This is a genomic window from Mesorhizobium sp. M0058 (genome assembly GCF_040323095.1).
Lineage (GTDB): Bacteria > Pseudomonadota > Alphaproteobacteria > Rhizobiales > Rhizobiaceae > Mesorhizobium.
Genome location: NZ_JAMYUQ010000017.1, coordinates 117157 through 132414, shown reverse-complemented (window position 1 = coordinate 132414; position 15258 = coordinate 117157). Strand labels below are relative to the sequence as shown.

General features: G+C 64.4%; 21 protein-coding genes and 1 riboswitch. Of the genes, 14 read left to right on the top strand and 7 right to left on the bottom strand.

All coding sequences use genetic code 11. The features are described 5' to 3' along the window. Window positions 1–252: 252 nt before the first annotated feature. Together NKJ75_RS26745 and NKJ75_RS26740 are read left to right on the top strand one after the other, a co-directional pair. Window positions 253–1134, top strand: coding sequence for an EamA family transporter (locus NKJ75_RS26745; protein ID WP_352500389.1), 882 nt, complete (start codon window positions 253–255; stop codon window positions 1132–1134). 144 nt (window positions 1135–1278) lie between these two features. Further along, window positions 1279–2448 (top strand): hypothetical protein, encoded by a 1170-nt coding sequence (locus NKJ75_RS26740; RefSeq protein ID WP_245274192.1) that lies wholly within the window; start codon window positions 1279–1281, stop codon window positions 2446–2448. A 191-nt stretch (window positions 2449–2639) separates the two neighbouring features. Here the strand turns inward: NKJ75_RS26740 and NKJ75_RS26735 are convergent, their stop codons facing one another. From NKJ75_RS26735 to NKJ75_RS26720, 4 genes are all read right to left on the bottom strand, one after another. Further along, window positions 2640–2738 (bottom strand): hypothetical protein, encoded by a 99-nt coding sequence (locus NKJ75_RS26735; RefSeq protein ID WP_023684816.1) that lies wholly within the window; start codon window positions 2736–2738, stop codon window positions 2640–2642. Between the two features lie 59 nt (window positions 2739–2797). Next, window positions 2798–2896: a hypothetical protein gene (locus NKJ75_RS26730; protein ID WP_023670351.1), complete on the bottom strand. Its 99-nt coding sequence runs from the start codon at window positions 2894–2896 to the stop codon at window positions 2798–2800. A 199-nt stretch (window positions 2897–3095) separates the two neighbouring features. Continuing rightward, the gene (locus NKJ75_RS26725) at window positions 3096–3686 is read right to left on the bottom strand and encodes a DUF924 family protein (RefSeq protein ID WP_245271482.1); all 591 of its coding nucleotides are present in this window, start codon (window positions 3684–3686) and stop codon (window positions 3096–3098) included. Window positions 3687–3688: 2 nt separating this feature from the next. Next, on the bottom strand, window positions 3689–4600 hold the full coding sequence (locus NKJ75_RS26720; protein WP_023834727.1) for an SDR family oxidoreductase: 912 nt from the start codon (window positions 4598–4600) through the stop codon (window positions 3689–3691). Between the two features lie 111 nt (window positions 4601–4711). Between NKJ75_RS26720 and NKJ75_RS26715 the strand changes: the two genes are divergently transcribed. Next, window positions 4712–5677 (top strand): LysR family transcriptional regulator, encoded by a 966-nt coding sequence (locus NKJ75_RS26715; protein WP_023702929.1) that lies wholly within the window; start codon window positions 4712–4714, stop codon window positions 5675–5677. A gap of 27 nt (window positions 5678–5704) precedes the next feature. Here the strand turns inward: NKJ75_RS26715 and NKJ75_RS26710 are convergent, their stop codons facing one another. Continuing rightward, the gene (locus NKJ75_RS26710) at window positions 5705–6892 is read right to left on the bottom strand and encodes a Y-family DNA polymerase (RefSeq protein ID WP_023834726.1); all 1188 of its coding nucleotides are present in this window, start codon (window positions 6890–6892) and stop codon (window positions 5705–5707) included. Between the two features lie 232 nt (window positions 6893–7124). Here NKJ75_RS26710 and NKJ75_RS26705 point away from each other — a divergent pair, with 232 nt between their 5' ends. From NKJ75_RS26705 to NKJ75_RS26695, 3 genes are all read left to right on the top strand, one after another. Next, on the top strand, window positions 7125–7361 hold the full coding sequence (locus NKJ75_RS26705; protein ID WP_023670353.1) for a hypothetical protein: 237 nt from the start codon (window positions 7125–7127) through the stop codon (window positions 7359–7361). 152 nt (window positions 7362–7513) lie between these two features. After that, window positions 7514–7921 (top strand): heme-copper oxidase family protein, encoded by a 408-nt coding sequence (locus NKJ75_RS26700; RefSeq protein WP_023693868.1) that lies wholly within the window; start codon window positions 7514–7516, stop codon window positions 7919–7921. Window positions 7922–8187: 266 nt separating this feature from the next. Continuing rightward, window positions 8188–8409 (top strand): hypothetical protein, encoded by a 222-nt coding sequence (locus NKJ75_RS26695; protein WP_023670355.1) that lies wholly within the window; start codon window positions 8188–8190, stop codon window positions 8407–8409. Window positions 8410–8788: 379 nt separating this feature from the next. Here the strand turns inward: NKJ75_RS26695 and NKJ75_RS26690 are convergent, their stop codons facing one another. Further along, a complete protein-coding gene (locus NKJ75_RS26690; RefSeq protein WP_023834725.1) occupies window positions 8789–9118 on the bottom strand; it encodes a hypothetical protein in 330 nt (109 codons plus the stop codon). A gap of 160 nt (window positions 9119–9278) precedes the next feature. On the opposite strand from NKJ75_RS26690, the gene NKJ75_RS26685 reads away from it, so the two are divergent. From NKJ75_RS26685 to NKJ75_RS26670, 4 genes are all read left to right on the top strand, one after another. After that, window positions 9279–9581 (top strand): hypothetical protein, encoded by a 303-nt coding sequence (locus NKJ75_RS26685; RefSeq protein WP_023684824.1) that lies wholly within the window; start codon window positions 9279–9281, stop codon window positions 9579–9581. 342 nt (window positions 9582–9923) lie between these two features. Beyond that, window positions 9924–10253: a DUF1236 domain-containing protein gene (locus NKJ75_RS26680; RefSeq protein WP_023670359.1), complete on the top strand. Its 330-nt coding sequence runs from the start codon at window positions 9924–9926 to the stop codon at window positions 10251–10253. Between the two features lie 98 nt (window positions 10254–10351). After that, complete coding sequence (locus tag NKJ75_RS26675; RefSeq protein WP_023670360.1) at window positions 10352–10567, top strand: hypothetical protein; 216 nt, start codon at window positions 10352–10354, stop codon at window positions 10565–10567. A gap of 92 nt (window positions 10568–10659) precedes the next feature. Further along, window positions 10660–10899 carry a DUF2934 domain-containing protein gene (locus NKJ75_RS26670; RefSeq protein ID WP_023684825.1) on the top strand — a complete coding sequence of 80 codons (240 nt, stop codon included), beginning with the start codon at window positions 10660–10662 and terminating at the stop codon, window positions 10897–10899. A gap of 156 nt (window positions 10900–11055) precedes the next feature. On the opposite strand, the gene NKJ75_RS26665 is transcribed toward NKJ75_RS26670, so the two are convergent. Continuing rightward, on the bottom strand, window positions 11056–11307 hold the full coding sequence (locus NKJ75_RS26665) for a hypothetical protein (RefSeq protein ID WP_023684826.1): 252 nt from the start codon (window positions 11305–11307) through the stop codon (window positions 11056–11058). A gap of 342 nt (window positions 11308–11649) precedes the next feature. Then, window positions 11650–11762, top strand: a riboswitch (TPP riboswitch). Between NKJ75_RS26665 and NKJ75_RS26660 the strand changes: the two genes are divergently transcribed. The 4 genes from NKJ75_RS26660 to NKJ75_RS26645 all read left to right on the top strand — a co-directional run bounded on the left by NKJ75_RS26660 (window position 11753) and on the right by NKJ75_RS26645 (window position 15242). Beyond that, window positions 11753–12361 (top strand): YkoF family thiamine/hydroxymethylpyrimidine-binding protein, encoded by a 609-nt coding sequence (locus NKJ75_RS26660; protein WP_023670364.1) that lies wholly within the window; start codon window positions 11753–11755, stop codon window positions 12359–12361. Its footprint overlaps the riboswitch before it by 10 nt. 255 nt (window positions 12362–12616) lie before the next feature. Continuing rightward, complete coding sequence (locus NKJ75_RS26655; protein ID WP_502903930.1) at window positions 12617–13459, top strand: ABC transporter permease; 843 nt, start codon at window positions 12617–12619, stop codon at window positions 13457–13459. Further along, window positions 13456–14238 carry an ABC transporter ATP-binding protein gene (locus NKJ75_RS26650; RefSeq protein ID WP_023705167.1) on the top strand — a complete coding sequence of 261 codons (783 nt, stop codon included), beginning with the start codon at window positions 13456–13458 and terminating at the stop codon, window positions 14236–14238. The genes NKJ75_RS26655 and NKJ75_RS26650 overlap by 4 nt, the downstream gene beginning before the upstream one ends. Further along, complete coding sequence (locus tag NKJ75_RS26645) at window positions 14235–15242, top strand: ABC transporter substrate-binding protein (protein ID WP_352500388.1); 1008 nt, start codon at window positions 14235–14237, stop codon at window positions 15240–15242. The genes NKJ75_RS26650 and NKJ75_RS26645 overlap by 4 nt, the downstream gene beginning before the upstream one ends. Window positions 15243–15258: the final 16 nt, after the last annotated feature.

Sequence of the window (15258 nt, the reverse complement as noted above, 5' to 3'; positions counted from 1 at the left end):
CCGCGAAACTGGCGCTACGTAAGCGAGCTCTAAACGCCTTAAAGCAGGAAATCATCAGATGACCGGTCTACCCCAACTCCGTCGAGCTACGCTCGACACCTCTCCCCCGATCGACGGGGGAGAGGAAATGCGTCGGCGTTCGCCTTTCCACGTCTTGCCCCATCAACAGTCTGCCCGTGCCACACGACAGCCAGGCCTATTATCCATATCTCGGGCCAACGCTGCGGCGCACCGCGTGGGGAGGGACTGGAATTGACGTCGACGCCGATTGCCGTAGCTGAAGCGAAGGGCTTGCCGATCGGCGCGTTGCTTGGCGCAATGGTGTCGATCCAGATCGGCGCCACCTTCGCCAAGGGCCTGTTTCCACTGATTGGCGCCAACGGCACCACGGCGCTGCGGCTGGTCGTGGGCGCGCTGATGCTGGCGGCGGTGCTGAGGCCGTGGCGGGTGCGGCCGTCGCGCGCCGTGCTGCCCTGGCTCATCGCCTACGGCGTCAACCTCGCGGCGCTGAACCTTTTGTTTTACGCAGCGCTCGCCAGAATTCCGCTCGGCGTCGCGGTGGCGCTCGAATTCTCCGGCCCGCTGCTCGTGGCGACGCTGTCGTCGCGGCGCGCCACCGACTTCGTCTGGGTGGTGCTGGCCGTTGCCGGCATATTGCTGTTGTCGCCCTTCATCCACTCCGGCAGTTCACCCGACCCGGTCGGCGTGATGCTGGCGCTAGCCGCCGGCGGCTGCTGGGCGCTCTACATCGTCTTTGCACAAAAGGCCGGCGCGGAGCTTGGCAGCCAGACCACGGCTTACGGGCTGGTCATTGCCGCTGCCGTCGGCCTGCCGTTCGGTCTGGCCGAGGCGGGCACGAACCTCATCGCACCCGCGATCCTGGTCAGCGCGCTGCTGGTCGGGCTGTTCTCCAGCGCCTTGCCGTTCTGGCTGGAGATGGCGGCGCTGACCCGGATGCCGGCCAGGCTCTACGGCACGCTGACCTGTCTGGAGCCGGCGCTGGGCGCGCTGGCCGGCTTCCTGTTCCTGCACGAGATCCTGAGCCCGTTGCAATGCGCGGGCATCGCCGCCGTGGTCGCCGCCGCCTTCGGAGCCGCGCTGACCACCAGGCCGCCGGTGCCATCGCCGGAATAGGTGCCTGAAATGGGTATGTGACGCCGATGCCGTGGTCCGCCGGTCCCGTGTCCGGTTGCTCAAGCGCCTGCAGCATCGATATATGATCGATGTATGCGCAGGAGATCCAGATGAGCAGGGCCGACAGCATTGCTTGAGCCGTCCGTGATCAAGGCAATACTCCTTGTCGGGATCGCCGCTGTCGTTGCGGCTCTCGCCTGGCGGCTGGCGCGGTCGCGTCGCCAGGCCCGGCTTCGTGAAGATCCGGCCAACGACTACGCCGTGCGCCGGAACTGGTCGGGCAACCACGGCAAGCTCAATCATTCGACCTTTGTCTATTTCGATGCCGATCGCGACGGTCGCTACGGGCTCGGCGACCGCCCGATGGCTGGCATCATGGTCAGACTGCATGATGGCGACGGCCGCTTCGTCGCCGCGGCGCGGAGCAATCGCGGCGGCTTTGCCAATTTCCTGGCGTCGACGAAACGTCGGGCCGCGCCCATCCATGTGCCGGGCAGCTACCGCTTCACCGTGTCGGTTCCGCCCGGCTGGCGCTCGAGCAGCGCCAACGAGGTCCAGTCGCAGCACCTCCGGCCGCTGCCGGGCTCGCCCACCGGGCTGGTGTCGGACGCAATGCTGCAGCCGGTCGGCCTGTTTGCGATACGCCGGCTCAGCGGCCGCGTAGCGGACGGTGTTTCGACCAGCATCTCGGTGATGGCGAAAGGGCAAGAGGTGGCGGTGCATCCGTTCAGCGATGGCTTCCGCCTCGATCTGCCCGATGACGCCGACGCGATCGAAATCACCGGCGGTGGCATGGAACGACGACTGGCCTTGTCGGCCTACCCGACCGAGCTCGGCCTGCTGTCGCCCGAGAATGCGGCAGTCGACAGCGCCGCGTCCTTGCAGGCCATCGGTTTCGACGATGTCACGACGCGCGGCCTGCGCAAGGTGCCGTCCGGTTATGCCGGGTTGACCTGGTTCAACCTGAACGCACTGGCGCGCGATCATACCGAAGGCAGCGAAGGCTACGTCAACGGCAATATCTCGGGAGACCATGTCTGCTATACGAGCAGCGGACACCCGGCCGAATTCTCGAGCGACAAACCGTTCGGGTTCCATTCCGTGATGCTGACGGCCGCATGGTTGAAGTCCGAAGGCGAAACCGCACTGGTCGAGAGCTGGCTTGGCGACCGGCTGATCGCCAGCGACACGATCGTCCTGTCGGCACTGGCGCCCGTCCACTATGCGCCGATGCTGGCGGCGGTGACGCGCGTGCGCCTCTCCACGAGCCACTATTGGCAGCTCGTGCTCGACGATCTGGTGGTTGTGCGCTGAAGCGTGTCGCGATTAATCGGGGTGAAAGGGTTTATCGCGGATTGGAAGCACCGTTCGCGGTGACCTGCGAGAGCTTGCCTTTTTTGACCAGCACCGGTTTCAGATAGGTTTTCTTCATTTTCCACTCTCCACGTCGGGCACCCAAAGCCCTGTTCCCGGCCAGACGGCACGAGGCGTCGGATAATCGGCTGCTAGACTGCGACCGGCCCGGAGCCGTTACCATTGTCGGCTGTAACCTGCGAGAGCTTGCCCTTCTTGACCAGCACCGGCTTCGAATAGGTCTTCTTCATGCCGCATCTCCAGTGTCAGGCGAGGCCGCCAGATCAGGCGACAGTCCGACTCAACGACTTCACTCGATCGGGCCGGAACCCGCGCCATTGGCGAGCGCCGTAACCTGCGAAAGCTTGCCTTTTTTGACCAGAACAGGCTTCGAATAGGTTTTCTTCATAGTGAATCCTCCAAGCTTGCGCGATAATGCCAGACGGATCGGCACTGTCAACCTTCGCGGCGCCGTCGTCCCGTCCCGGGTTTTCTTGGTCCCGATGCACTAGATCATGATGAGATTTGGTTGCAATCTCATTATGATCTAACCCTTTGTTGGAGCATGATCTTTTCCAAAAACCGGACCCGCTTTTTGGAATCATGCTCTAACCCGCAAATCCACCTTCATCGAGAAAGCGTTGTTCTTGGGCGTGCATGGCGCGGCCGAGGATCGGGTTGCGGTGCGGAAAACGTCCGAAACGGCGGATGATGTCGCGGTGATGTTCGGCCCGCTTCAGGTCGGACGGGCCGATGTCGCGCGACAGCGCCACCGAGCGGTCCTGGTCGGCAATCGCTTCGGAATGCGCGAAGGGCAGCCCGAAGAACAGCCGCAGCGAGGGATCGACCATCCGCTGGAACCCGGCATCGATCGCCTCAGTAGCGATCGCGCGGGCCTTCGCGTCGCTGGCATACATGCGCGGCGTGTCGCGAAAGGCGTTGCGCGGGAACTGGTCGAGCAGCAGGATCAGCGCCAGCGCCCCGTAGGGCGTCGCCATCCAGCCATCGCAGTCGCCGCGCGCTGCGGCCTCATGCAGCCGCAGGAAGCGATCGCGAAACTCGCGGTCGAAGGCCGCATCCTTGGCGAACCACGCGGCAGGTCCTGCCTGCCACCAGAAGCCCACCACGGCGGCAGCGGCATCCGGCACATTCTTCCGGGCTGCGAGGCCGCCCGGTTCGACGGTTGCGATGGCGTCCATTGTCAGGCCGCCTTCGCATCGCCGGCCAGTGCCGCCCAGTCCAGCGCTCTTGCCCATTCGGCGAATGAGGTCGGCTTCAACGGCAGCAGACGGGTCGTCTGGCCGAGATCGACGGCAAGCACGGTCTGCTTCTGGTTGTGGATCCAGGCATAGCTGGCGGCAGTCTGTTCGGCGGCGTCCTTGCCGAGCATGGTTTCGAGCGCGGCGGCGAAGTCCGCCAGCGGCACAGGATAATAGCTGACTTCGCGGCCGACAATGCCTGACAGGATGACGGCCATCTCCGGTCCGGTCAGCGCCTGCGGCCCGCCAATGTCGAAGCTGGCACCGGCAAGCTCCGGATGCCGCAGCGCTTCGACCACGTAGGCCGCCATATCCTGCCAGGAGATCCAGGAGGTCTGGAAGTTGGCCGGCAGCGGATAGGCGAGGACGCCCTGATGCATGATCGCCGGCGCGCTCCAGGGCGCCGCGATATTGCTCATGGCCAGCGTCGGCTTGAGGACGATAGATGGCGGGCCGAACGTCTTGATGTAGTCGATGAGTTCGGCCTTGGCGTCCATCACCGCCGTGCCGGAATGGCCCGACACATGGCCGCTGGTGTTGAACACCAGAAGCTTGACGCCGCCTTGCTGCGCCGCATCCGCAATGTTGCGGCCGTAGCGCAGGATCTCTTCAGGGCTTGCACCGACCGGCAAGGTCAGCGCCACCGCATCAACGCCGAGGCAGGCGAGGGCCAGTCGGCCGGGGTCGGCGAGATCACCGCGCACGATGTTGACCCCATCGCCGAACGGATCGGGCGAGCCCTTGCGTAACAGGACACGCACCGTGGCGCCGGCGGCGCGGCAAGCGCTGACAATGGCCGACCCTTGGGCGCCGGAGGCGCCGGTGACCAGAACCGAATTGGGAAAGTTTGGCATGGATTTGCTCCTCTCTGAATGAGTGCCGACGAAACCGGCACCACCGTCTTCGCGTCGAAGAAGGCATTCGCAACTTTACTCTGCTGAATCCAGTGATATGATTTCAGGAATATGCTGAACAAAATTGACCTGGCGCGCGCCGATCTCAATTTGCTGGTCTTGTTCCAAGCCATCATGGAGGAGCGGCATGTCGGTCGCTCGGCGGAGCGGCTAAACCTGTCGGCCTCGGCGGTCAGCCATGGCCTTGGCCGGCTGCGCAAGCTGCTTGGCGATCCGTTGTTCCTGAAGACGCCGCGCGGCGTCGTGCCCACCGACCGGGCAACGGAGCTTGCCGAACCGGTGGCCGAGATCCTGGCGCGGGTGCGCCGGGTGATCGCCAGCGCCGAGCCGTTCGATCCGGCCCGCTCGACGCGCCGCTTCACCATCGGTGCGCCGGATGCGGTATCGTCCGTGCTCCTGCCGCCGCTGCTCGACCAGATCCGCTTTTTGGCCCCCGGCATCGACATCGGCATCCGGCAACTGCTGCCGCGCCAAGGTGAACCGTCGCCCACTACTGCCTGGAGCGACTGTGTCGCCGAACTCGAAGCGCGCGCCATGGATGTCGCGGTGATTCCGTTCGACGGCCTGCCGGCACGCTTCACCGTCGACAAGCTCTATGAGGAGGATTTCGTCGTCGCCATGCGCGCCGGCCACCGCTTCGCCGGCGATCCGTGCCTCGACGCCTATTGCAGCGTGCAGCATATGGTCGTCTCGAACAATGGCGATCCGAACGGGTTTGTCGACAGGGTGCTGGCTGAACGCGGCCTGTCGCGTCGCGTCGCGCTGACTGTCCCCAACTTTATGTTCGGACTGGCCGTGCTTGCTCAGACTGATCTGATATCGGCCTATCCGCGCCGGTTCCTCGCCATGTATGGCGGCCGTTTCGGTGTCGTCGGCGTTGATGCGCCCATCCGGCTCGGCCACTTCAACATCAACAGCATCGTGCCGAAGGTTGCGCTGATGGATGCGGGCTTGGCCTGGCTGGTCGGCCTGCTCAGGCAGACCGGAAATGCAGCACTATCTTCGGGTGCGGCGTAAGCATTGGCCTGGCCGTCGCGGCGGTGCTCAAAGCTCCTTTTCCGCCAGTTCGCGGAAGGCATCGGGAACCGAGCGCCGGGCTTCCAGCGCCACGGCGCCATAGCCGACAGCCTCTCTGCCAAAGCGCTGGCGGATCTTGTCGATGGCGCGGTCGGCGCCAAAGCGCGCCAGGCCTTGCCTGCTGCCGGGCCGCTGCTTTTCATCGGCAAGCCCGAGCGGCAGCTCCAACTGCAGCTCGGCACTTTCTTCCAGCTGCGACACCGAGATCGCCAGCAGCGAGATGATCTTCTCCCGAGGGTTGGCTGCCAGCACGCCGCGCACCAGCTCCCCGGCGATTTCGGCCAGCATCGCGGTTGCCGAAATCGGTTGCTCGAGCGTCAGCGAGCGTGTGACAGCGTGCAGATCGGCGAAACGCACGCGCACCGTCACCGTGCGTCCGGGCCGTGATTTCGCCCTGAGCCGGCTGGCGACCCGGTCTGCCAGATGCAGCAGGACGGGTCCGAAGATACGCGCCGGCCGTCTGCCAAGCGCCGACTGCGCGCCGGCGGAATGCGACGGCCTGTGGGTTTCGAGCTTTCGCGGGTCGCGGTTCCATGCCAGCGACGCCAGCTTTTCGCCGGCGGCGGGCCCGAGCAACCTTCGCAGCGCCCCGCTATGCGTCTTTGCCAACTGGCCGATGGTCTCGATGCCGATCTCGGCCAGCCGCGCTCTGGTCGCCGGGCCGACGCCCCACATCACCACCACCAGGCCGTCGGGCTTGGCCACCTGCGAGGCGATCTTGGCCAGATGCTTGGTGCGCGCCACGCCGATCGAGATCGGCAGGCCGAGCTCTGCCCGGACGCGCCGACGCACCGTGGCGGCGATCTCGGCCGGCGGTCCGAACAGATGCGTGCAGCCGGCCACATCGGCAAAGGCTTCATCGATGGAAATCCGCTCGACCAGCGGCGTGAAATCGTCGAGCACCTTGATGGCGGCGTCGCCCAGCCGCTGATAGTCGGCGAAATGGCCGCCGACGAAGATCAGTCCGGGGCAAAGCTCGCGCGCGCGTCGTCCGGGCATGCCGCCGCGCACGCCGAAAACCCTGGCTTCGTAGGAAGCGGCAAGCACGACGCCGCCGCCGACGGCGATCGGCTTGCCCCTGAGCGCCGGGTCGAGCAGCTGCTCGACCGAGGCGTAGAAGGCGTCGAGATCCGCATGCAGGATGGTGGGCTCCATCCCGACCGTTCCCTTTGCGGCGTTGCAGCATTAGCCGCGTCTGTTGTGAGAGGCGTTTTTGCCGAACAAATAGAGAACAAACAGGGCCTATTGTCAAGCGAAGTGGTTGTCGCCGGCCGGCCCGTTCCAGGTCGGGCTGTCGAGTGCTCCGCCTGGGCATCGGACCTGCGGAACATTGTCTCTCGCCTCGGCGTTCATATCCGCGACGGGACGCTGTTTTGTGGAGGCCGGTATGGGCCAGTTCGAGATGATCGACCTCGTCAGCGTCATTGACGCCTGCACGAGCGATCGCGTTGCCGGGCACTGCGTGTCAATGGCCAGGGCGGTGGAGGAGTTGCGAGTGCTGACCGGTGATTTCGTATCGCCGGACGAGACGGTGGCCAACGCGCTGTCGGCAGTGGCGCTGGGGCGCGGCTGCGCGGTGGTGTTCGACGAGCGAGCGGGCGCCGACATCTTGCTGACGCCGTAGCGGCGGCGCCGGGTTGTGGCAGCCAGAAAAGTCGAACAGCGTGCAAAAAGCTGTGCAGGCATGGCCCCATAACCGGGGCGTGGAAAAGTTCTGCGCGTGGGTGTATTCTCCAGGTCGCAAGCGGTCGCAGACCGCATAGGGGGAGAAATGACATGCCGAGGGTTTCAGAACTCTTTTTCAAAACTGCCATCTTGTTCCTGATGTTGGGGATTGCGGCCGGCCTGCAGATGGCGATCTCGGGTGACCACGCCGCTTTTCCGGCGCACGCGCATATCAATCTGCTCGGTTGGGTGACGAGCGCCATCTTCGGCGGCTACTACGCGCTCAATCCGCAAAAGGCGGCGCGTCGCGTCGCCATGATCCACTACGGGCTCTACACTCTCGGCTTGGTGATCATGCTGCCGGCGCTGTATGTGATGCTGCAGGGAAACCCGGCGCTTGAACCGATCGTCGCCGGCGGCTCGCTCATTATCGCCGCTGCCGTTCTGGTTTTTGCTTTCGTGGTGTTTTCGCCCGAAACGGCGCGCTCGGTGTCCGGCGTGGTTCCGGCCTCTCGCTGACTGTTCGCGCGCGGCGATCAAAGTCCGACCCGCGTTCGCGACCCGCGACACGGGTTGGCCAGGCCGATTGCCGCAGCCGCTTGCTGCGGTGTCTATCGCCGCGTCGGCGCTTAACATACCCGAGTCCCACCACGTATTATTTCGTGACTATTTGGCGCCGGAACCTTCCCAGATATCGCGCGTTGCGGCGACTGTATTCGCGCTGCCTTATATATAGGCAGCCTTGAGTACGTCCACAGCATGGGTTGGGGGAGGAGCAGGACACCATGTCGAACAGAGAAATCGGAACGTCGGCCTCCCTGGGCCGACGCATCGCCGATCTGAAAGCCAGGATGCGAGACGCCAGCGTTACTGAACACGAGATGCAGACCTTCCAGAAGGTCGCAGCCATCATGGGAGGTGTCGAAGGCTCCCTACGCCTCGACGCCGACGACCTGATCGCGGCGTCCTTCGTCACCGAGGCGCTCGGCGATCCCGGGTCGAATTGAAGGTCAGAGCCCGTCGGCACCCAAGTGCCGGCGGTCGATGGCCCGGTTCGCAGCGCCGCGATGCCGGAGCGTGTCTGCACAGCCCGCGGCGGGGATTTCTTGCGCACTTTGAAGATTTCAGGCGAGCGGCCTCGACGGCGCTTGAAATATTGGGCTTCGCGTTCGTGCTTCTCGGCTGTCGAAGGTGCCGAGATTGTCGCCGTCCAGCCCTTGACCACAAGGGCTAAGCCAAACCGCCAAGGCGGCTTAAACGAAGGATCCGGCCAGCCGGATCCTTCGAAATATCCCGATGCTCCGGCATCGCCTTCAGCTCATCCTTGGTCCAACTGGTGACGGCGTGGACGTCCCGGGAAACTCTCGAAAGTCCGCGGTCGCTGCCTTACACGTCGTCGAACGGGCCGCCGCGCCTCGCCAGGTCGTGACCAATGGCGGCTTCCTCGGCGTCGTCGGGCAAGGCATCGTCACTGTCCTGGTAGGGGTTGTCGTCATCCTCCTCGGGCAATTCGCCTTCCTTCTCGACACCGGTGGTGTCCGGCAGGCTTTCCTCATCTGCTCCGTCGGGCAGGACCGTTGCGCCACGCAGCGCATCCCAATCCTGCCGGCGCGGCGTCGGCGCTTCCACCTCGTCATTGGCGATCCTGTCGCGGGCATCGTTTTTGCTCGGTGGCGCCTCGACCCCGTCATTGGGTTTTCTGTTTCGTTCTTCCATGATTGCCTCCTCCGGGCGGCTTTGCGTCGAGAAGGTGGAACTCACTTCCGGCTGTCAGGTTCCGGCAACCACTCCATCTCCGTGGAACCAATTGCCGCCAGTCTGCTTTGCCAAGGACTAGTCTGCTTTGCCAAGGAGATGAATCCAGAGGAGCTGGACCATGAAGACTTTCCCCCTCATCCCATGCGTGCTGCTCCTGGCGCTGGCCGACCCGGCGGCTGCGCAGGACAATGGCGACCAGCACGGCCCTGCCGCGCCTTGCCAGGCGCAGCCTCAGGACGATGGTCAGAAGCCGCCGGTCGCCAATGGCGGCGGCGAATCGACCAGCACGCTCGGTCCCTGCGGCGGCGTGCTGCAGCCGCCGCCCAGTGGTGACCAGGGTATGACGCAGCCGCCGCCGGATCAGGGCAAGACGCCGGTGATCAAGCCTGGCGAGGTGCCTGCGCAGCCGCCGAAGCAATGACCTTTTGCTTGAAACTTCACGGCGTGGCACGAAGGCGGTCGGTTCCGGTCTTGGCCGGGCGACGCGGTCACCGGATCAATGCCGGCGCCGGCCGCAATCGCCACCGGAATTGGAGCCGTGCATCATCCATGTCGAAGGTCTCCTGAGGGATTGTGCTTCAATGCGAATCTTGCGGGTGCGGGTTCTGCTGGCATGACCGGGAAGCCGATCAATTTAGTCTCCGCTTGCGGAACAAGACCGTACCGGCTGCGTTTGCCTCCAGGAGCCCGCCACCTCGATCTGCGCTGTTTTCGCCTCATGCGGGAACACGGCGGAGCTCGCCAACAACGACAGGAGACGAAGATGAAAACCATCCTTATTCCCGCCGTCGCCGGGCTCGCCATGATCGCTGGTATCGGCATTGCCGCCGCCGACGAGGTGATCGTCACGCAGCCGGCACAGCAGCAGGTGATCATCACCCCGGAACAGCGCACGGTCGTGCACCAGTACGTAAAGAAACATCCGCTTGCCTCGGTCAATCTGCTCGGCGTCGAATTGAATGTCGGCACTGCCTTGCCTGACACTGTCGAGCTGCAGGAGGTTCCCGACGTTCAGTACAGATACGCCGTCGTCGACAACCATACCGTGTTGGTCGACCCCAGCACGCGCAGGATTGTCGAGGTGGTCGAGTAACGCTCGACAACCTAACCATTCATCGGTGATACGGCCCTGTCGTTCTTCCCAAAAGGGCGGCAGGGCCGAATGACGAACATGATGAAAGGAGAATTGCCATGTTGCCGCATGTCGAGACCCCGAACTCCGCCAATGTTGCGGCGTGTTGCGACAAGTTGCTGGCCGAGCGCAACACGGCGCTGTTATCGATGAAGGAAGCGATCGCGCTCCTGCGGGAGCGCACCGGCACCGATCGTTCGGATGCCGACCTCGCGGGGCTGATCGTCAAGAAAGCGGCGCTGCTCGGCGTTGCGGTGATTTCCGACCCGCGCTGAGATGTCTCGTCACTCAAGACGCCGGCCGAATTTTCGGCTAATGTTTTCGTGGAATCTGGACCAACCGACCGGACCCAACCACGGAGGCTTAAGTGACGGACGACAAACAGGACCGCATTCGCCAGCGCGCGCACGAGATCTGGGAAAAGGCCGGCCGGCCTGAAGGCGCGCATCAGGAACACTGGGAGCAGGCCACGGCTGAAGTCGATGGCGCGGTCGCCAAGCCCAAAAAGGCGGCGAAGAAAGCTGACGCCAAGCCCGCCAAGGCAGCCGCCAAGCCAAAGGCCGCGAAGCCTGCCGCCGCAAAGTCCGGCAAAGCCAAATCGAAATAAGGCCAGAAATAAGGCCAGTCGAAATAAAGCAAGGCCGGAATTCGCTGGCCGGGCCATCCTTGGCGCCCGCCGTTCAGGCGCGCCCGAGCCTCTCAACCTGACGAATTGCGCCTGCGACGGGCAGCGCAATTCCTTGTGTTTGGCGACAGCCGCCCCTCATGCCTCCCAGGCATAACTCGACAGCGCAAAGCGAATCCCGGCAGCTGTCATGGCCAGTTCGCATTCGGTGATCTGGCGCAGGTGGCGCAGATAGCGCGTTACAGTCTGTGGCAGCCAGCCGGCGCAGGCCTCGACATAGGCGCGGCTGTGAACAAGGGTGCCGGTCGACAGCCTCTCGTCCTTCTCGGCAACGACTTTCAAATATTGGCGGATGAAGCGGATGTCGTCGGCGATGTCCTGGCTGGCCATTCGCCAGGCCCCGGCGAGGCGTTGGCACTGATCGAATGACAAGGGCAACAAAGGCGGCGGCAATAAAGGCGGCGGCAACGACGGGGGTGACAGCAAAGGACGAGAGAGATCGGCGAAAGCAACATGGTTCGCTGTGCTCAAGGACATTCCTCTCTGCGAAAAGAGAGATCGTACTTTATGTACGAACGAGCGTCAAGCCAATTTCGTACGGTTGGGACGATAACGCAACGAACTGACGAGTCGTCTGTTAACGCCCGGGCGCCCGGCACGTCTGGCCCAAAACACTTTCCCGCAGTGCCTCAACAAACGGCTTCCCCAATGCCGCGAACGGTGCTTTAACCCGCCCATCCACAGGGGTGCTCCGTATCGTCGGGGCTGAGATGAGGGCGGCAAGCCTTCGGACCCTAAAGCTGATCTGGATAATACCAGCGGAGCGAGGCGGGCGATGTTTTCAGGCGCACAGATTTCCCTTTATCCCATGACCGACGATTTCGTCGGCGTCATCCTCGGCGCGCTCGGCGCGCTCGATCCCTGGCGCGACCGGCTGCGGATCGAAACCGATGACATCTCGACCCTTATGGTCGGGCCGCCCGAGGTGCTGTTTCCCGCCATGCGCGACCTGTTCGTCGCGGCGGCCAAAAGCGGCAAGCACTGTGTGCTTTCGGCGGCGGTCTCGCGCGGCTGTCCGGGCGAGCCCGACGATCCGATCTGCCGCTCCGACGAGACCGGCGGCCCCGCCATTCCGCTGGACGAGCGCAAGATCGCCGCGATCCGCGCTGTCCAGGCCACGCCGTCGACCGGCCAGCCGGTGGCGGCGCAGTTCTCGCTCTACGTTATGGGCACGGGCGACCATATGGACGAGATCTACGGCTGCATCGATTTCCTGAAACAGTCCGGCGTCTTTGAGCGCTCAAAGAACTTCTGCACCAAATTGCGTGGCGATGCCGGTGCGGTGTTTGCCACGCTCAACGAGGCCTTCTGCCGCTTCGGCCCCGGGGCCGGCCACGTCACCCTCGACATCACGATCTCGGCGAACAGCCCGAGCGCCGTCTGAGCCGCGGCTCAAGCGTCGTTCCTTGAGGATATTGCCGTGGCTGGTTTATCTGACCCATTGCGTGGAGGAGATGCCTCTGACCCCTCAGCACAAAGAGGAGGGGAGCCATTGGCGATTGGCGAAGACCGCGATGCCCACGAATCTCCCCCCTCGAGCAGGAGATGGCCGGCAGGCCAGAGGGGGTCCCAGCGCGTGGAGCGCCGACGTCCTTTTCGCATCGGCAAGGCGTGGGCGCTCTATGCGAGACGACCCCCTCTGTCGCCTTCGGCTAATCTCCCCCCTCGAGGGGGGAGATTAGCCGCAGCCATCGCCAAGACCATCCCCGCCGCCTGCGCCTCCGCCCTGCTCCTCGCGGCGTGGGAGCTCTACGCCCGCTATGGTGGCGCTGCGCCCACCATGCTGCCGGCGCCGTCGCGCGTGCTGCAGCAGGCCTGGGAGCATCGCGCTGCCCTTGCCGACAACACGCTGCCCACCATCCGCGCCACATCAGCCGGCTTCGCCTGCTCGTTGGTCGCTGCCTTCGTGCTTTCGGCGCTGGTCGATTTCTTGGCCCCGCTGCGCCGCGCGCTGTTTCCGCTGCTGATCGTCAGCCAGACCTTGCCGCTGGTCGCGATTGCGCCGCTCATCGTGCTGTGGTTCGGCTTCGGGCTGATGCCAAAAATCTTGCTTGTGGCGCTCGTTACCTTCTTCCCGATGATGGTGGCGCTGGTCGAGGGTTTTGCCGCGACCAGCAAGGCGATTTCGCAGATGCTCGCCACCATGGGGGCAGGGCGCTGGCGCATCTTCTGGCTGGCGCGCCTGCCTTCGGCGCTGCCCTATTTCTTCGCCGGGCTGCGCATCTCCATCACCTACGCCGTCGTCGGCGCGATCTTCGCCGAATATGCGGGGGCGGCGAAGGGGCTGGGCATCTACATGCTCAATGCCAAGAACAACTTTCGGCCCGATCTGGTGCTCGCCGCGGTCGCCGTCAGCGCCGCGCTCACGCTTGTCTTGTTCGCCATTGCGGTGCTCGTCCAGCGCTTCGCCATGCCTTGGGAGAATGCAGGGAGCGAAAGCCGCGACGGCAAGGTTGAAGCTGCAGAAGAGAACCGTCAATGACGCGGCTCGAACTCCGGGACATCAGGAAGAACTTCGGCGCGCTTGAGGTGCTCGCCGGCATTTCGCTTCATGTCGCGGCCGGCGAGTTCGTCTCCATCCTCGGCCCTTCCGGCGCCGGCAAGTCGACGCTGTTCCAGTTGCTGACCGGCGCGCTGAAAGGCGAGGGCGACATGCGCTTCGACGGCGCACCATTGCAGGGCAGCCCCTTCGCCTTCATGCCGCAGCGCGACGCGCTGATGCCGTGGCGACGCGTCATCGACAATGTGACGCTGGGGCTGGAGGTGCAGGGCATGAAGCGCCGCGAGGCGCGCGCGTCCGTTGCGCCATTGTTCGCTGAGTTCGGCCTTGCCGGTTTCGAGCGCGCCTGGCCGGCCGAGCTTTCCGGCGGCATGCGCCAGCGCGCCGCCCTTTTGCGCACCGTGGTGCAGCAGCGCGACATGCTGCTGCTCGACGAGCCCTTTGGCGCGCTGGATGCACTGACCCGCGCGGGTATGCAGCGCTGGCTGGAAGGCATGTGGCAGCGCCACCGCTGGACCGCGCTGCTGATCACCCATGACGTGCGCGAAGCCGTCTACCTCTCCGATCGAATCTATCTGATGTCGGCGCGGCCGGCCCGCATCATCGGCGAGATTGCCGTGCCGCTGCCGCGCCCGCGCACCACCGGCAGCGATGCCGCGCGCCAGGCCGCCGCGCTCGAAGCCGACATCCTCGACACGCTGCTCAATCCCGGGACTGACCGGGGCTTGTTTCCGCAGACCGCTCAAAGGAGTTTTTCATGACCGAATTCACACGCCGGCAGGCTTTGCTGCTGACGCTGGCCGCCGGATTGCCGCTGGCCTCGCGCGCTCATGCGGCTGCGCAAAAAATCACCGTCGCGCTCGACTGGACGGTCAACACCAACCATGTCGGCCTGTTCGTTGCCCGCGACAAAGGATTCTACAACGAGGCTGGGCTCGATGTTGAGATCCTGCCCTATGGCGATACCGGCGCCGGCACGCTGGTCGCCAACCGCATCGCCGATTTCGGCATTGCCGGCGTCGGCCTGTTCACCCAGCGGGCTGCCGGCGCCGATCTCAAGGCGGTCTACGCCGTGGTCCAGCAGGAGACCGGACAGCTGGTCTTCAACGCGGACCGTAGTGAGATCAAAGGCCCGAAAAACCTTGACGGCCTGACCTATGGCGGCTTCGGCAGCGCCTGGGAAAACACGCTGATCTCGACCATCATCCGCCACGATGGCGGCAAGGGCGTTTTCGAGACGGTGACATTAGGCACTTCGGCCTATGAGGCGCTGGCCAACGGCTCGGTCGACTTCACGCTGGAGGTCTCGACCTGGGAAGGCGTCGATGCGGAGCTGAAAGGCGTCAGGCAGCGCGGCTTCCGCTACGCCGACTACGGCGTGCCCGACGAGCACACCACCTTGATCGCCTCCAGCAATGCATATCTCCAGGCAAACCCGAAGGCCGCATCGGCCTTCGTCGAGGCAACGCGGCGCGGCTACCAGTTTGCCTGCGATCACCCGCAGGAGGCTGGCGACCTGCTGATCGCGTCCAACAAGGACGCGCTGACCGACCCGGCGCTGATCCACGCTTCGCTGAAGATGCTCGTCGACGGGCACTTCCTCAGAAGCCATGCCGGCGTCATCGGCACCGTCGACAAGGCCAAGATCGAGGCGATCGGAACCTACCTCTTCAGGGCCGGCATATTGCTCGATGGCGATGGCAAGGTTCTGAAGGAGAAGCCGGATTTTGGAGCGTATTTCACGAACGAGTTTTTGGGCGCGTAATCTCCCCCCTCAAGGG

Bases quoted from the DNA above. Each gene is read 5' to 3' on its own strand.
- NKJ75_RS26710 (WP_023834726.1), bottom strand. From the start codon at position 6,892: ATGGAGCCCACCATCCTGCATGCGGATCTCGACGCCTTCTACGCCTCG.
- NKJ75_RS26725 (WP_245271482.1), bottom strand. From the start codon at position 3,686: ATGGACGCCATCGCAACCGTCGAACCGGGCGGCCTCGCAGCCCGGAAG.
- NKJ75_RS26715 (WP_023702929.1), top strand. From the start codon at position 4,712: ATGCTGAACAAAATTGACCTGGCGCGCGCCGATCTCAATTTGCTGGTC.
- NKJ75_RS26685 (WP_023684824.1), top strand. From the start codon at position 9,279: ATGAAGACTTTCCCCCTCATCCCATGCGTGCTGCTCCTGGCGCTGGCC.
- NKJ75_RS26705 (WP_023670353.1), top strand. From the start codon at position 7,125: ATGGGCCAGTTCGAGATGATCGACCTCGTCAGCGTCATTGACGCCTGC.
- NKJ75_RS26645 (WP_352500388.1), top strand. From the start codon at position 14,235: ATGACCGAATTCACACGCCGGCAGGCTTTGCTGCTGACGCTGGCCGCC.
- NKJ75_RS26680 (WP_023670359.1), top strand. From the start codon at position 9,924: ATGAAAACCATCCTTATTCCCGCCGTCGCCGGGCTCGCCATGATCGCT.
- NKJ75_RS26675 (WP_023670360.1), top strand. From the start codon at position 10,352: ATGTTGCCGCATGTCGAGACCCCGAACTCCGCCAATGTTGCGGCGTGT.
- NKJ75_RS26700 (WP_023693868.1), top strand. From the start codon at position 7,514: ATGCCGAGGGTTTCAGAACTCTTTTTCAAAACTGCCATCTTGTTCCTG.
- NKJ75_RS26660 (WP_023670364.1), top strand. From the start codon at position 11,753: ATGTTTTCAGGCGCACAGATTTCCCTTTATCCCATGACCGACGATTTC.
- NKJ75_RS26735 (WP_023684816.1), bottom strand. From the start codon at position 2,738: ATGAAGAAGACCTATTCGAAGCCGGTGCTGGTCAAGAAGGGCAAGCTC.
- NKJ75_RS26695 (WP_023670355.1), top strand. From the start codon at position 8,188: ATGTCGAACAGAGAAATCGGAACGTCGGCCTCCCTGGGCCGACGCATC.
- NKJ75_RS26720 (WP_023834727.1), bottom strand. From the start codon at position 4,600: ATGCCAAACTTTCCCAATTCGGTTCTGGTCACCGGCGCCTCCGGCGCC.
- NKJ75_RS26650 (WP_023705167.1), top strand. From the start codon at position 13,456: ATGACGCGGCTCGAACTCCGGGACATCAGGAAGAACTTCGGCGCGCTT.
- NKJ75_RS26730 (WP_023670351.1), bottom strand. From the start codon at position 2,896: ATGAAGAAAACCTATTCGAAGCCTGTTCTGGTCAAAAAAGGCAAGCTT.
- NKJ75_RS26665 (WP_023684826.1), bottom strand. From the start codon at position 11,307: ATGGCCAGCCAGGACATCGCCGACGACATCCGCTTCATCCGCCAATAT.
- NKJ75_RS26690 (WP_023834725.1), bottom strand. From the start codon at position 9,118: ATGGAAGAACGAAACAGAAAACCCAATGACGGGGTCGAGGCGCCACCG.